The organism is Microbacterium algeriense, assembly GCF_008868005.1.
In the GTDB taxonomy this organism is placed as follows: Bacteria; Actinomycetota; Actinomycetes; order Actinomycetales; family Microbacteriaceae; genus Microbacterium; species Microbacterium algeriense.
On the sequence record NZ_WAAO01000002.1, the window covers coordinates 143,766 to 156,825 of the forward strand.

A 13,060-nucleotide genomic window follows, 5' to 3' on the forward strand; every position below is an offset into this window, starting at 1 on the left:
TGCCGCCGGGCTCCGACATTCCGACGTCGCGCACACACCGGCGCGGGACGGATCAGGCGACCGCGCGCTCCAGGGCCGGCTCGACCGGGGCGACGGGTGCGGTGACCCGCAGGCTCAGGGCATCCGCGAGGGCGAAGACGTCGCTGGCACCCACTCGCCCCGCCGCATCGATGATGATCTGCGCGCAGGCACGGGCGTCGGCGAGGGCGTCGTGGTGGGAGAACTCCGCGAATCCCGCGGCGGCCGCCGCCATCGGAAGGCGGTAGGACTCGAGTTCGTAGGTCTTGCGGGCGACCTGGAGGCTGCACAGCGAGCGGTAGGGCGGGCAGAGCTGTCCGGTGGCCTCCGACGCCCGCCGCAGCACGTTGAGGTCGAAGCCCGCGTTGTGCGCGACGAGCACGTCGGCTCCGGCGAAGGCGCACAGCCGATCGAACTGGTCGACCCAGGTGGATGCGGAGAGCACGTGCTCCGGCTGGATGCCGTGGATGCGCACGTTCCACTCCTGGAACTCGTCGTGCCCGGGCGGCGGCTGGATCAGCCATCCCGTCGCAGCGACGACCTCTCCGCCGCGCACACGGACGAGTCCGACCGAGCAGGCAGAGGCCGGGCTGGAGTTCGCGGTCTCGAAGTCGATCGCAGTGAAGTCCAGTGGCACATCCCCACCTTCTCCCTCGTGCCGGAAGCCGCGTCGCAGACTCGCCGTATGCTGGCGACATGGCTGACGAGATGGCGACGTCGTTCGGCGCGCAGGCGGGAGACTACGAGGCCGGGCGGCCCGACTATCCGTTCGAGGCGGTGGCCTGGATGCTCGAGCGGATGCCGGCCGGCTCGCGCCGCGTCGCGGACGTCGGGGCCGGGACGGGCAAGCTCACCCGGGTACTGGCGAAGGCGCCCGGCGCCGAGGTCGTGGCCGTCGATCCCGATCCCGAGATGCTGGCGACGCTTCGTGGTGCCGTGCCGGGTGTGCCGACGTTCCGGGGGTCGGCGGAACGGCTGCCGCTGCCGGATGCGAGCGTCGACGCGGTGGTGCTCGGCCAGGCCTGGCACTGGGTGGAGCCGATCGCCGCCTCAGCCGAGATCGGGCGCGCGGTGCGGAGCGGGGGAGTGCTCGGGCTCATCTGGAACCTCCGCGACGACCGTGTGGAGTGGGTGCGGAAGCTCACCGAGATCATGCACGGCAGTCACGCCGAGCTCATGCTCGCCGAGGGCGACCCGGTCGTCGCGGCGCCCTTCGGCCCGCTCGAGCAGGAGCGCTGGGAGTGGAGCCGACCGGTCACGCGCGACGTGCTGCACCGCATGGCCGCGTCCCGCAGCTACATCATCACCGCTCCCGAGGATGAGAAGGAGCGCATCCATCGCGAGCTCGACGCGCTGTTCGACGAACTCGGACTGCATGGCGACACCACGATCGACCTGCCCTATGTGACGAGGGCCTACCGCGCGGTGCGGGACTGACGCGCAAGCTCAGGCGATCACGCGGCATCAGGCCGTTCCGCTCCGCAACCGCCTGAACTCGGTCACGTGCCTGACCTCGCGCGGGCGTCCCGCAGGATCACGCGGCAGCGGGCAGGTAGACTCGTGCCCCGTGGCTCTCACTATCGGTATCGTCGGCCTGCCCAACGTCGGCAAGTCCACCCTCTTCAACGCTCTCACCAAGAACGACGTGCTCGCGGCGAACTATCCGTTCGCGACGATCGAGCCCAACGTCGGCGTGGTGAACCTGCCGGATCCGCGCCTGGACAAGCTGGCGGAGATCTTTGGCAGCGAGCGCATCCTCCCCGCAGCGGTGTCGTTCGTCGACATCGCCGGCATCGTCCGCGGGGCGAGCGAGGGCGAAGGACTGGGCAACAAGTTCCTCGCGAACATCCGCGAGGCCGACGCCATCGCCCAGGTCGTGCGCGGATTCGCCGATGACGACGTCGTGCACGTCGATGGAGCCGTCAACCCGGCGTCCGACATGGAGACGATCAACGCGGAGCTCATGCTCGCCGACCTGGAGACCGTCGACAAGGCGATCGCCCGGTACGAGAAGGAGGTGCGCGGCAAGAAGATCGAGCCCATCGTGCTCGAGACCGCGAAGGCCGCGAAGGACGCCCTGGAGCGGGGCGTGCTCCTCTCGGTGGCCGGCATCGACCTGACGCCGATCCGCGAACTCGGACTGCTGACCGCGAAACCGGTGATCTTCGTCTTCAACGTCGACGAGGCCGTGCTCACCGACGACGCCCGCAAGGCGGAGCTGGCCGCGCTCGTCGCACCCGCGAAGGCCATCTTCCTCGACGCGAAGATCGAGTCGGAGCTCATCGACCTCGACCCCGAGGATGCGGCCGAGTTGCTCGCCTCCACCGGTCAGGACGAGTCGGGCCTCGACCAGCTCGCGCGCATCGGCTTCGATACGCTCGGACTGCAGACGTACCTCACCGCCGGTCCCAAGGAGGCCCGCGCGTGGACGATCCCCAAGGGCGCGAAGGCTCCGCAGGCCGCCGGCGTCATCCACACGGACTTCGAGAAGGGCTTCATCAAGGCCGAGATCGTCTCGTTCGAGGACCTGGTCGAGACCGGCTCCGTCGTCGAGGCGCGTGCCAAGGGCAAGGCCCGCCTCGAGGGCAAGGACTACGTCATGCAGGACGGCGACGTGGTGGAGTTCCGCTTCAACAACTGAGCTCGACGGATCGAGGAAGTCGTCAGTGGTGGACCCGAAGACCTACGAGCCGAACGGGTTGCTATCGCGCCTCGTCGGGCAGCGGATGTACTCGGTCGAGTTCGTCCTCAACGACTTCGTGCAGTTTCGGTTCGACGGCTCACCCAGCGTCGGCAACCCGGTGACATTCAGCTGTTATGTCTGGCCCGTGGTCGAGTTCGATGGACGCAGGTGGCGTGAGATAGAGGACGGGTATGCGGACGCTCTGCGCAGACTGACGCCCGGTACGGTCATCTCGACAGAGGAACAGACGGGGTCGGGTCTACGAATCGCTCTGGACACCGGCGTTCTCGTGATCCACCCAGCGCCGGATGAGGTTCACGTCGAGATCGCGGTACTCGCCGGTTTCGAGGATCGCCGATGGATGGTGTGGCGCCCCGGGGAAGAGAGCTTCGAGGACGTGATCTGAAGCGTGGTGTGGAGGCGTTCTGCATCGGAGTGCACCAGGCGGTTCCGAGTAGGCTCTGTCCATGATCCGCGGCAACAGAGCGTCGCTCAGCATTCACAGCGACAAGAAGAGGGTCGCCGAGATCTCCGCGATGCTCGGACTGGAGCCCACCGACTGGGGTGAGAAGGGCGATCTCACCCCTGCGGGGCGGGCCGGTCGGAACTATGCGCCGGAGCGTCTGACCTATCCGCGGACCTATTGGTCGCTCACGGAGAGTGGTGACGAACCGAGTGCCGGCGACGGGACCGGCTTCTCCGCACTTCGCGCGTTGGTGGGGAGACTGGAACCCCACGCACAGGCGCTCGAGGATTTACGTGAAGGCGGAGAGACCAGGCTCTGGTGGTCAGGAGACTCCGACAGCACGCAAGGGGGATTCGTGCTGGACGCGGACCTGATCCGCAGGCTTTCGAACCTCGGGTGCGATGTCTACGGGACCGCGTTTCTCACCGAGGACGACGAAGACGAGAGTTTGTGAGCGACGGAGACGTTCTGCCACAGAGGGTCGCACCCGTGGGGCCTGCGATACTGGCGGCATGAAGGATCCCCCGCGTCGCTCGGCACGGCGGGATCTTCTGCCCGCCCTGGCGATCCTGCTCGGTGTGTGGTTGCTGTTCTGGGGAGCCCAGGGAATCCCCACGCTCTGCGCCCTGGCCAACCCCTGCCCCGCGCCGGATGTGCGGGTGGCGCCCGCGATCCTGTTCGGTGCGCTGATGCTGATTCCCGCGCTCGTTCTGATCATTGCGGCACTCTCGAATCGGCGGCTTCCCGGCGCCCTACGCGTCACCTGCTACGTGGTCCTGGTCATGCTCGCGATCGTCGGCGCAGGAGCGGTGCTGTTCTCCGGCGGGTTCAGCATTCCCCTTTTCTGAGCGCCGCAGGGTCGCGGTGACCGACCAGGGGAGATGAGGCCCGTCGGCGCACCACCCGCACGGGTGACAGGATTGAGGGATGACCGCAACACTCGTGGCCCACGGGCTGGCCGGCGGGTACGGCCACCGCACCCTGTTCGATTCGCTGGATCTGACGGTGGCACCCGGCGACGTCGTGGGGCTCGTGGGCGCGAACGGCGCCGGCAAATCGACGCTGCTGCGTCTGCTCGCCGGGGTCGACGAGCCGCAGGCGGGGACGATCCGGCTGTCTCCGGCCGATGCCTTCGTCGGCTGGCTCCCACAGGAGCACGAACGCATCGCCGGGGAGAGCGTGGTGGACTACATCGCCCGCCGCACCGGGTGCGCGACGGCGACGAAGGACATGGATGCGGCTGCCGCGGCCCTCGGTGATCCGAGCCTCGCCGCCCCGGGCACGGATCCGGCGGATGCGTACTCCGTCGCGCTGGACCGCTGGCTGGCAAGCGGCGCCGCCGACCTCGATGAGCGGCTCCCCGCGGTCCTCGTGGATCTCGGACTCGACCTCGGCGAGGACCCGGCTCAGACGATGATGACCTCGCTGTCCGGGGGCCAGGCCGCACGAGTCGGTCTCGCCGCGCTGCTGCTGTCGCGATTCGACATCGCGCTGCTGGACGAGCCGACGAACGACCTCGACCTCGACGGCATCGAACGGCTCGAGTCGTTCGTGCGCGGGCTCCGTGGCGGCGTCGTGGTGGTCAGCCATGACCGCGAGTTCCTCGCCCGCTGCGTGACGCGAGTGCTCGAACTCGACCTCGCGCAGCACAGCAACCGCGTGTTCGGCGGAGGGTACGACGCGTATCTGGAGGAGCGGGAGACCGTCCGCAGGCACCAGCGGGAGAAGTACGACGAGTTCGCGGACAAGAAGGCCGACCTCGTCGCCCGCGCGAGGACGCAGCGGGAGTGGTCGAGCCAGGGCGTCCGCAACGCGATGCGCAAGTCGCCGGACAACGACAAGATCAAACGCAAGGCCTCTGCGGAGTCGAGCGAGAAGCAGGCCCAGAAGGTCCGTCAGATGGAGAGCCGGATCGCGCGGCTCGAAGAGGTCGAGGAGCCGCGCAAAGAGTGGCAGCTCGAGTTCACGATCGGCTCCGCTCCGCGCTCGAGCTCCGTCGTCTCGACCCTGAGCTCCGCCGTGTTCCGGCAGGGCGGTTTCCAGCTCGGACCCGTCTCGCTCCAGGTGAACGCGGGGGAGCGGATCGGGATCACGGGGCCCAACGGCGCCGGGAAGTCGACGCTGCTGCGTGGGCTGCTGGGGCGGCAGCTGCCGGACGAGGGTACGGCGAGCCTCGGAGCCAGCGTCGAGATCGGCGAGATCGACCAAGCCCGGGCACAGCTTGCGGGCTCGCGACCGCTCGCGGTGGCGTTCGAGGACCTCGTCCCGGCGATGGCGTCGGGGGAGATCCGCACGCTTCTCGCCAAGTTCGGGCTCAAGGCCGATCATGTGACGCGAGCCGTCGATGAGCTCTCGCCCGGCGAGCGCACCCGGGCCGGGATGGCGCTGCTGCAGGCGCGCGGCATCAACCTCCTCGTGCTGGACGAGCCCACCAACCACCTCGACCTGCCGGCGATCGAGCAGCTGGAAGAGGCGCTCGAGTCCTACCAGGGCACCCTGCTCCTCGTCACCCACGATCGACGGATGCTCGCCCGCGTCCAGACCGACCGGCAGTGGCGGGTGGAGGCGGGGCAGGTCGTCGAGCGATGACGTCCTTCGCCATCGAGGTCACCCCGCACGCCCGGCTCACCGTCGACGACATGGCGGGACTGCGAGCCCTCTTCGACGCCGAGTACCTCGCGGACTTCGGCGCGTGGGACCCCGATCAGCCTTACGGCTACGCGCCGCACGATGTGCATGTCACCGCCCGCCGCGGCGACACGATCGTGGGGCACGTCGGGTGGGAGCGGCGCATCATCGGCGTCGGCGCGGACGACGTCGCAGTGGCGGGTGTGGGCGGCGTTCTCATCTCGCCGCACGCCCGCGGGGATCGGCTCGGTGCACGGCTGCTCGCCCGCGCCGCCGAGTCCATGGCATCCGCCGGCGACGTGCGGTTCGGCTACCTCGGCTGCCGCGAAGAGGTCGTCCCGTTCTACGAGGCGTGCGGGTGGCGCCGCATCACGGCATCCGAGCGTTCGATCGACCGCACCGGGCGGCCCGTCACCCAGCCTCCGGGACCCCCGCTGCTGACCCTCCCACTCGGTCCGGATCCGTCGCCGTGGCCCACCGGATCGATCGATCTGCGCGGGCGGGCCTGGTAGCTTCGGAGCCTGTCCGACATGCGGTTAGGCTGGAAGACGGCGGCGCGGGCCGCGGTTCGGTCGCAGGCGTCCACCGTGGACGTTCCGTCTGAGCACCTGACACCGACGGCATGAGGAGATTGACGCCGATGACCGAGACCCAGATCTTCGAGCCCGACGGCCGCGCGATCCCCTTCGTCGACGAGGGCGACGGTCCCGTCAAGCTCGTGCTGATCCAGGAGCGCGACGTCGCAGCCGACGTCCTCGGTGTCGTGGCGCACTACCTCGCCGAGGAAGCCGGATTCCACGTGCTGCGGATCGGCCACCGCACCGACGGTCAGGACGTGTCCGTGGATGCGCGTGTCGAGGACGCGCTCGCCGTGATCGACCACGTCGGTCTCGGCGACACCTGGATCGGCGGTCACGGCTTCGGCGGGACGATCGCTCGAGCCTTCGCGCAGAGCCACGCCGATCGCGTGAACGGTCTGGCACTGCTCGGCGTGGAGGACTCCGACATCCCGCTGGCCCCGGTCATGCCCGTCTTGATCATCCAGGGTACTGACGACGCCGACACCCCCTTCGCCAACGGTGAGCGCCTGCAGGCGACCGCGCCCGAACGGGCGAGCGTGAAGAGCATCGACGGCGGAGAGCACCTGTTCCCGATGACCCATCCGATCGAGACGGCCGTGGTCATCGAGGAGTACCTCGACTGGGACTGAGCCCCTAACGGCCCTGCCTCTTCTTGTACGGCTTCGGCTGCCCCTTCACCGCGGGCGCCCGGCCCTTCCCCTTCGATGCCTTGGCTTTGCCGCCGCGGGGAGCGGCAACGATCTTCACGGGCTCGGGTGCTGCATCGACGGCGGCTCTCGCCTCCTCGAGGAAGAGCTCTCCGACGTGCGTCAGACGCGTCTGACCTTCGCGGTTCACGAGCGGGTGTCCGACCTCGGCCTCGAGCTTGTCGATCGATGTGTACAGCGAAGCGAGCGGGATGCCGAGCTTCTCCGCCGCCCGCGGAAAGTGCAGTTCGTCCGCGAGGACGACGAAGCGCCGGAGCAGGGAGATCTTCACGGGTGCCCTTCGAGGTGAGCCTGGGGAGTGGGAGCACTCCCCAGGCTACGCGAGTCCCCGGAGGGGGTCGGCGGGTCAGACGTCGCTGAAGTCGTTGGCAGGCGCGTTGATCTGCGTGACGGTGTCGCCGTCCAGCAGGAACAGCAGGTAGAGGGTTCCGACCGAGCCGGGGTGCGTCAGCGACTCGGTGTCCGGAACCTCGCGGCCGCCAAGGCCGAGGTTGGCGGCTGTCGTCGGGTCTTCGTCGTCGACGAGGGCCCAGCCGCCGGCGTCGAGGAGCTCCGCTCTGGTCGCACCGACCCCGACGCCCTCTTCGGTGGTGACGGTGATCCCGTCGACTTCGGCCGCCGTCACCGCGATCGACGCCGGTCCTTCGCCCGCACTGTCGGCCAGGACCCTCAGCCCCTCCCAGTCGTAGGACTGCATGTCGACGTCGTAGCCCTCCATGCCCTCGACGGTCTCAGGGGCGGGCAGCTCGCCCGTGGCATCCTCGAGCAGCGCGAGGAGCGCGGCGGAATCGTCGTACGCGGCGGTGACGGTGCCGTCGTCATCCGTGAAGCTGACGCCGTCGAGCGAGATGACCAGCTGAGCGTCGACCTCCGGCTCGGTGGACGCCGAGGGGGACGCCACGGGTGTGCTCGACGGCGTCGAGGAAGACGGAGAGGCGGGGGCGCAGCCGAGCAGCAGCGCCGCTGAGCCGGCCAGAACGGCGAGGGCGGAGAGAGGAGAACGTCGCATGCAGCGACACTATCGACTGCCGGCGGGCGTCCCCGGCTCCCTCGGCAGTCGGGATCGAAACGTGATGTCCGACAGACGACGGATGCCGCGACCGAAGCGGTCGCGGCATCCGGGGGGATCGCGGTCAGGCGACCTGCGGGAGGACCGCGAAGGACACGGACCCCTCTTCATCCACTCCCGCGTCGAGGATCTTGTCGTCGAGAGCGGACACGGCCGTCTCGTCGAGGAACAGGCGGGTGCCGGCGATCTCCACGACCTGGTCCTCGGGCTCGGGATCAGCGGTGACGAGCACCGCGAGGCGGGCGCCGTCTGCGCCGGGCGCTTCCGTGGAGTGGATGCGGAGCCCCGCGTCCGGGGCGTCGTTCTGGCGACTCACGAGGGTCGTCACGATGGCGGTGGCGTTGTCGGTGAGGGTGAGCACGAGACTCTCCTTCCGGTTGGGGCATGCCACGGTCGCGGCATGTGTCCGGGCCACGATTCCGGACTCGACGGAGCGTCTCAACCCCCTTGCGGCTATTCGGAGGAGGCTCCTAGCCTTCTCGCAGTCGCTTGCGCAGGAAGACCTGCTCCGTCCCGTCGCCGTCGGGCACCCGCTCGTGCTCCACGTATCCGCACGACTCGTAGAGGCGGATGTTCGCCTCGCTGAGGCTTCCGGTGAACAGCTCGGCCTCGTCGGCTGTCGAGGCGTTCTCGGCGCTCTCGAGCAGCTTGCGCCCGATGCCCTCTCCCTGCATGTCCGGAGCGATCGCGATACGGCCGATCAGCAGCAGGCCGTCCTTCTCGACGTAGCGGATCGCGCCCACCAGTCGTCCGTCGATGCGCGCCGTGAGACCCGACTCCGAGCGGAGTTCCGCTTCCAGCTCCGCCAGGGTCTGCGTGAGCGGCGGCATGTCGACACTGCCGTAGATCGCCGCCTCCGACACGAAGGCCGCGCGCTGGACGGTCAGCACCTCCCCGGCATCCGCATCGCTGATGGGGGCGATGACGACCTCTCCGGGGTCCTGGTCATGCTCGTTCGTCACGTGCTTCCTCTCTCTGGGGTCAGGAGACACGTTCCGTGCCGGGAGTCATCGGTGTCAACCCCCTCCTGACGGGACGGAGGGCCACGCTAGCGTCGCCCTCAGGAGGTCACAACATGGCTGAGAACAAGACGACGAAGAAGACCGGCAGCTCGAAGGGCGCGGTCAAGACGACCAGGCAGCAGAACGCGGAGAAGGGCTTCACCGCCTCGTCCACTCTCGCGGGGAACCTTCAGGCGGTGCTCGTCGACCTGCTCGACCTCGCCATCCAGGGCAAGCAGGCGCACTGGAACGTGGTCGGTCGCAACTTCCGTGACACGCATCGTCAGCTCGACGAGATCATCGAGGACGCCCGCACGTTCAGCGACACGATCGCGGAGCGGATGCGCGCGCTGCACGCCGTCCCCGACGGGCGGAGCGCGACGATCGCGAAGACCTCGTCCCTGCCCGAGTTCCCCGCCGGCGAGGTCTCGACGACGGAGACCATCGACCTCGTGACCGCCCGTCTCGAGGCGGCCGTCGGCACCGCACGCGACGTGCACGACGCCGTGGACGAGGAGGATCCGACATCCGCGGATCTCCTGCACGCCATCATCGAGCGCCTCGAGCAGTTCGCGTGGATGGTCAGCGCAGAGAACCGGAGCCCCGCCGGTCGCTGACGCCGACTCAGGTGTTCTCCGCCGCGGACGGCCCATCCTGGCCGCGCCCGCGGCGGAGAACCTGAGGCAGCGCCAGCCAGAGGGCGATGACGAGGATGAGCGAGACCACGAGGGCGACCACACCCGCGGTCCGTCCGACCGTGAAGTCGACGATCAGCGTCGTCACACCGATCGTGAGGGCGCCGATCACGACGAGATCGATCTTCACGATGCGCGCGGCGACCCGGACGAGATCGGGCTTCCGTCGACTGCCGAACAGCGCGCGGTGCAGGCCGACAGGAGCGAGCGCGAGGATCGTCGCCACTGCGGCGAGAGCGACCAGGACCACGTACACATCGCGCTGCACCGCGTCCATGTCGGTGAAGCGCGGCTGGAAAGCCACCGCGAGGAGGAATCCCGTGAGGATCTGGGTACCCGTCTGCATGACTCGAAGCTCCTGGAGGAGCTCGTCCCAGTTGCGGTCGGCGCGCTCGTTCGCCGTCTCGTCGCGTCCGTCGCGGCGGTCGTCGTGGTCGCGCGCCGTGCCGGGTGAATCCGTCGTCATGGCCTCATCTTCGCGGCCGATGGGCGATGGTGTCCACAGGGTTGCGCCCGCGCGCCGAAGCGGGGCGGCGCGATGACGCTTCCTCCGGCTCGGGAGTGGTGGTCGCGCCTGTCGCCCGAGGCGCGACGCGAGGTGCTCGACAGCGCCTCCCCGCGCCTGGAGGAGACGGTCCGCGAGGAGATCCGCGAGGTCACGGGCGCCGTCGTCGGGATGGTCGAGGAACTCACCGATGACGATCTCGACTACGTGCGAGCGCACGCCGAGCCGGACGACTGATCGCCGGGAGCGCGCTCCGATCGCCTCAGTCGTCGGAGCCGGGCGACAGCTCTTCCCGGAGCCGCGGCTCGGTGCGTCGTTCCGGCCGCAGGCCGGCCTTGTCGGCGTAGAACGCGCGGATCCGGTCCATGTCGGCAGCCACGTCGCCGGTCAGGTCGAGGGTCGGACCGAGACCGGTGGTCATGGTCGTGCGGTCGACGAAGCCCAGGGTCACCGGCATTCCGGTGGCCCGCGCGATCCGGTAGAACCCCGACTTCCAGTAGTCGTTGCCGCCCCGCGTTCCGTCGGGAGTGACCACGAGTCCGAACACCTCACCCGCATGAACCTGCCCGACGACGTCGTTCACGACGCGCGCGGGGTCGTCGCGGTCGACGGCGATGCCGCCGAGCGCGCGCATGATCGGGCCGCGCCACCCCCGGAACAGGCTCTTCTTGCCGAGCCAGTGCACATCGATCCGCAGCTGCCAGGCGATCGCGAGCATCAGGACGAAGTCCCAGTTCGAGGTGTGCGGGGCGCCGACCAGGACCGTGGGGCGGGTGGGGGCGGCTTCGCTCACGAGCGTCCACCGGCTGAGCGTCCAGAAGATGCGGGCGAAGAGGCGTCTGAGCATCTGTCCACCGTACGGGAATCCAGCTGTCCAACCGCTGGCGGCGCCACCTCCGCTGAGCAGGCGTACGATCGAGGGATGACCAAGATCCAGCAGGAGACGGAACAGGATGCGCCCACCGGGCTGCAGCCGCTTCCCGACGCGCTGAACCTGCTCGACGGCGGCGCCGTCGGGTACTGCAGCAACGGCGTCTGCCACATCCCCGCGCCGAAGACGCAGTGACAGGCAGACGCCGTCGCCGTTGACCGTCGGGTCAGTGCCCGCCGTGGAACCCCTCGCCGACGTCGTCGGCCGGCTTCCGCACGAACGGGCTGAGCGCCACCGCCGCGAGCGAGATGATCGCCGCGATCAGGAAGGCCATCCGCGCTCCCGGCGCACCCGCGACCGCGCGGGACAGGCCCTCGGCCTCGCCGGCGTGCAGGATCGCCGAGTAGGTGACCGTGAGCAGGGCCACACCGGCCGCGCCGCCCACCTGCTGCAGCGTGTTCAGCACCGCCGATCCGTGCGAGTACAGGGAGCGCTGGAGCGAGCCCAGCGAAGCGGAGAACAGCGGCGTGAACGACATCGCCAGTCCGACCGACATCGCGGCCTGCACGATGATCAGCACCCACCACACGGTGTGCTCGCCGACCGTCGAGTAGAAGAACAGCGACGCGGACACGAGGATCGTGCCGGGGATCAGCAGCGGCCGCGTGCCGCGCGCGTCGTACACGCGACCCATGATCGGACCCAGCAGACCCATCAGCACGGAACCAGGGAGCAGGATCAGTCCCGACTCGAGGGCGTTCAGTCCGGCCACGTTCTGCAGGTACTGCGGCAGCAGGGTGAGCGTCCCGAACATCGACAGCGCCAGGATCGTCATGATGATCACCGAGAACGTGAAGTTGCTCGAGCGGAACACGCGCAGGTCGAGCAGGGCGTCGTCGATGCGCTGCAGCACGAGCTGGCGCCACACGAACAGGGCGAGCGAGACGGCGCCGACGACCAGGGCGATGATGCCGGTCAGCTCACCCGACCCGCCCTCGCCGCCGAACTGGCTGAGGCCGAAGACGATGCCGCCGAAGCCGAGCGCCGCGAGGGGGATCGAGAGCACATCGAGCGGGACGGCACGCGTCTCGCCGAGGTTCGTCATCCACTTCGCGCCCATGGCGAGAGCCACGATCGCGATCGGGAGGATGATGGCGAACAGCGCGCGCCAGTTCAGCGTCTCGAGGACCGCGCCGGCGAGGGTCGGGCCGATCGCCGGAGCGAGCGAGATGACGAGACCGACGCGACCCATCATCCGGCCGCGGGACTGCGGCGGGACGACGTTCATGATCGTGGTCATCAGCAGCGGCATCATGATGCCGGTGCCGGCGGCCTGGATCACGCGGCCGATGAGCAGCACGGAGAAACCGGGCGCCACGAGGGCGACGAGCGTGCCGAGCGAGAACGCGACCATCGCGGCGATGAACACCTGACGGGTCGTGAAGCGCTGCAGGATGAAGCCGGTCGTCGGGATGACGACGGCCATCGTCAGCATGAACGCGCTGGTCAGCCACTGGCCGAGCTCCGGCGGGATGCCGAGATCCGCATTCAGATGCGGGATCGCGATGCCCATCGTGGTCTCGTTGAGGATGGCGACGAAAGCGGCGACGAGGAGCAGCCAGATCACTCGCATGTCCTTGCGGGAGATCTCGGCCGCTGCCGGTGCAGGGGGCGTCGAGATGGAGCCGGTATCGACGGCAGACATGGGCGGCCTCCAAGGCGAGGAAGAAGTGGATGTCGCGAGAGTTCGCAAGAGTCATTCAGCGTAACGGCACTCTCGGACATTTCATTCCGAATTCACAGAGAATCCGCCGTCGGCAGACTCACGCGCCTCGT

Annotated in this window: 19 protein-coding genes; 11 read left to right on the top strand and 8 right to left on the bottom strand. The window is 69.0% G+C overall.

Annotation, left to right across the window (positions count from 1 at the left end):
• Positions 1–52: 52 nt before the first annotated feature.
• Complete coding sequence (locus F6A08_RS08300; protein WP_151459222.1) at positions 53–655, bottom strand: 3'-5' exonuclease; 603 nt, start codon at positions 653–655, stop codon at positions 53–55.
• 59 nt (positions 656–714) lie between these two features.
• Here F6A08_RS08300 and F6A08_RS08305 point away from each other — a divergent pair, with 59 nt between their 5' ends.
• From F6A08_RS08305 to F6A08_RS08340, 8 genes are all read left to right on the top strand, one after another.
• Complete coding sequence (locus tag F6A08_RS08305) at positions 715–1,455, top strand: class I SAM-dependent methyltransferase (protein WP_151459223.1); 741 nt, start codon at positions 715–717, stop codon at positions 1,453–1,455.
• A gap of 130 nt (positions 1,456–1,585) precedes the next feature.
• Complete coding sequence (gene ychF, locus F6A08_RS08310; protein ID WP_124895152.1) at positions 1,586–2,659, top strand: redox-regulated ATPase YchF; 1,074 nt, start codon at positions 1,586–1,588, stop codon at positions 2,657–2,659.
• Between the two features lie 28 nt (positions 2,660–2,687).
• Positions 2,688–3,107, top strand: a complete 420-nt coding sequence (locus tag F6A08_RS08315) for a hypothetical protein (RefSeq protein WP_225855788.1) — start codon at positions 2,688–2,690, stop codon at positions 3,105–3,107.
• Positions 3,108–3,168: 61 nt separating this feature from the next.
• Complete coding sequence (locus F6A08_RS08320) at positions 3,169–3,621, top strand: DUF4279 domain-containing protein (RefSeq protein ID WP_151459224.1); 453 nt, start codon at positions 3,169–3,171, stop codon at positions 3,619–3,621.
• 58 nt (positions 3,622–3,679) lie between these two features.
• Positions 3,680–4,015, top strand: coding sequence for a hypothetical protein (locus tag F6A08_RS08325; RefSeq protein ID WP_151459225.1), 336 nt, complete (start codon positions 3,680–3,682; stop codon positions 4,013–4,015).
• A 79-nt stretch (positions 4,016–4,094) separates the two neighbouring features.
• The gene (locus tag F6A08_RS08330) at positions 4,095–5,756 is read left to right on the top strand and encodes an ABC-F family ATP-binding cassette domain-containing protein (protein ID WP_151459226.1); all 1,662 of its coding nucleotides are present in this window, start codon (positions 4,095–4,097) and stop codon (positions 5,754–5,756) included.
• Entirely contained in the window at positions 5,753–6,307 is a 555-nt protein-coding gene (locus F6A08_RS08335) for a GNAT family N-acetyltransferase (RefSeq protein WP_151459227.1), read from the top strand. The genes F6A08_RS08330 and F6A08_RS08335 overlap by 4 nt, the downstream gene beginning before the upstream one ends.
• A 128-nt stretch (positions 6,308–6,435) precedes the next feature.
• Positions 6,436–7,005, top strand: coding sequence for an alpha/beta fold hydrolase (locus F6A08_RS08340; protein WP_124895156.1), 570 nt, complete (start codon positions 6,436–6,438; stop codon positions 7,003–7,005).
• A 4-nt stretch (positions 7,006–7,009) separates the two neighbouring features.
• Here the strand turns inward: F6A08_RS08340 and F6A08_RS08345 are convergent, their stop codons facing one another.
• From F6A08_RS08345 to F6A08_RS08360, 4 genes are all read right to left on the bottom strand, one after another.
• Positions 7,010–7,354, bottom strand: coding sequence for a LysR family transcriptional regulator (locus F6A08_RS08345; protein ID WP_151459228.1), 345 nt, complete (start codon positions 7,352–7,354; stop codon positions 7,010–7,012).
• Between the two features lie 75 nt (positions 7,355–7,429).
• Positions 7,430–8,092, bottom strand: coding sequence for a hypothetical protein (locus F6A08_RS08350; RefSeq protein ID WP_151459229.1), 663 nt, complete (start codon positions 8,090–8,092; stop codon positions 7,430–7,432).
• A gap of 124 nt (positions 8,093–8,216) precedes the next feature.
• Positions 8,217–8,513, bottom strand: coding sequence for a Fe-S cluster assembly protein HesB (locus tag F6A08_RS08355; RefSeq protein ID WP_151459230.1), 297 nt, complete (start codon positions 8,511–8,513; stop codon positions 8,217–8,219).
• 109 nt (positions 8,514–8,622) lie between these two features.
• Positions 8,623–9,114: a GNAT family N-acetyltransferase gene (locus F6A08_RS08360; RefSeq protein WP_192576725.1), complete on the bottom strand. Its 492-nt coding sequence runs from the start codon at positions 9,112–9,114 to the stop codon at positions 8,623–8,625.
• A gap of 113 nt (positions 9,115–9,227) precedes the next feature.
• On the opposite strand from F6A08_RS08360, the gene F6A08_RS08365 reads away from it, so the two are divergent.
• Positions 9,228–9,770 carry a Dps family protein gene (locus F6A08_RS08365; protein WP_151459231.1) on the top strand — a complete coding sequence of 181 codons (543 nt, stop codon included), beginning with the start codon at positions 9,228–9,230 and terminating at the stop codon, positions 9,768–9,770.
• Positions 9,771–9,777: 7 nt separating this feature from the next.
• Here F6A08_RS08365 and F6A08_RS08370 read toward each other — a convergent pair whose 3' ends face one another.
• Positions 9,778–10,314, bottom strand: a complete 537-nt coding sequence (locus tag F6A08_RS08370; RefSeq protein WP_124895161.1) for a DUF6328 family protein — start codon at positions 10,312–10,314, stop codon at positions 9,778–9,780.
• Positions 10,315–10,386: 72 nt separating this feature from the next.
• Here F6A08_RS08370 and F6A08_RS08375 point away from each other — a divergent pair, with 72 nt between their 5' ends.
• Positions 10,387–10,590 (top strand): hypothetical protein, encoded by a 204-nt coding sequence (locus tag F6A08_RS08375; protein WP_151459232.1) that lies wholly within the window; start codon positions 10,387–10,389, stop codon positions 10,588–10,590.
• A gap of 25 nt (positions 10,591–10,615) precedes the next feature.
• Here the strand turns inward: F6A08_RS08375 and F6A08_RS08380 are convergent, their stop codons facing one another.
• Entirely contained in the window at positions 10,616–11,200 is a 585-nt protein-coding gene (locus tag F6A08_RS08380) for a 1-acyl-sn-glycerol-3-phosphate acyltransferase (protein WP_151459233.1), read from the bottom strand.
• Positions 11,201–11,275: 75 nt separating this feature from the next.
• On the opposite strand from F6A08_RS08380, the gene F6A08_RS17655 reads away from it, so the two are divergent.
• The gene (locus tag F6A08_RS17655) at positions 11,276–11,419 is read left to right on the top strand and encodes a hypothetical protein (RefSeq protein WP_192576726.1); all 144 of its coding nucleotides are present in this window, start codon (positions 11,276–11,278) and stop codon (positions 11,417–11,419) included.
• Positions 11,420–11,450: 31 nt separating this feature from the next.
• Here F6A08_RS17655 and F6A08_RS08385 read toward each other — a convergent pair whose 3' ends face one another.
• Positions 11,451–12,929: an MDR family MFS transporter gene (locus tag F6A08_RS08385; protein WP_151459234.1), complete on the bottom strand. Its 1,479-nt coding sequence runs from the start codon at positions 12,927–12,929 to the stop codon at positions 11,451–11,453.
• Positions 12,930–13,060: the final 131 nt, after the last annotated feature.

Bases quoted from the DNA above. Each gene is read 5' to 3' on its own strand.
- F6A08_RS08335 (WP_151459227.1), top strand. From the start codon at position 5,753: ATGACGTCCTTCGCCATCGAGGTCACCCCGCACGCCCGGCTCACCGTC.
- F6A08_RS08370 (WP_124895161.1), bottom strand. From the start codon at position 10,314: ATGACGACGGATTCACCCGGCACGGCGCGCGACCACGACGACCGCCGC.
- F6A08_RS08380 (WP_151459233.1), bottom strand. From the start codon at position 11,200: ATGCTCAGACGCCTCTTCGCCCGCATCTTCTGGACGCTCAGCCGGTGG.
- F6A08_RS08320 (WP_151459224.1), top strand. From the start codon at position 3,169: ATGATCCGCGGCAACAGAGCGTCGCTCAGCATTCACAGCGACAAGAAG.
- F6A08_RS08385 (WP_151459234.1), bottom strand. From the start codon at position 12,929: ATGTCTGCCGTCGATACCGGCTCCATCTCGACGCCCCCTGCACCGGCA.
- F6A08_RS08330 (WP_151459226.1), top strand. From the start codon at position 4,095: ATGACCGCAACACTCGTGGCCCACGGGCTGGCCGGCGGGTACGGCCAC.
- F6A08_RS08325 (WP_151459225.1), top strand. From the start codon at position 3,680: ATGAAGGATCCCCCGCGTCGCTCGGCACGGCGGGATCTTCTGCCCGCC.
- F6A08_RS08365 (WP_151459231.1), top strand. From the start codon at position 9,228: ATGGCTGAGAACAAGACGACGAAGAAGACCGGCAGCTCGAAGGGCGCG.
- F6A08_RS08375 (WP_151459232.1), top strand. From the start codon at position 10,387: ATGACGCTTCCTCCGGCTCGGGAGTGGTGGTCGCGCCTGTCGCCCGAG.
- F6A08_RS08305 (WP_151459223.1), top strand. From the start codon at position 715: ATGGCTGACGAGATGGCGACGTCGTTCGGCGCGCAGGCGGGAGACTAC.
- F6A08_RS17655 (WP_192576726.1), top strand. From the start codon at position 11,276: ATGACCAAGATCCAGCAGGAGACGGAACAGGATGCGCCCACCGGGCTG.
- F6A08_RS08340 (WP_124895156.1), top strand. From the start codon at position 6,436: ATGACCGAGACCCAGATCTTCGAGCCCGACGGCCGCGCGATCCCCTTC.
- F6A08_RS08350 (WP_151459229.1), bottom strand. From the start codon at position 8,092: ATGCGACGTTCTCCTCTCTCCGCCCTCGCCGTTCTGGCCGGCTCAGCG.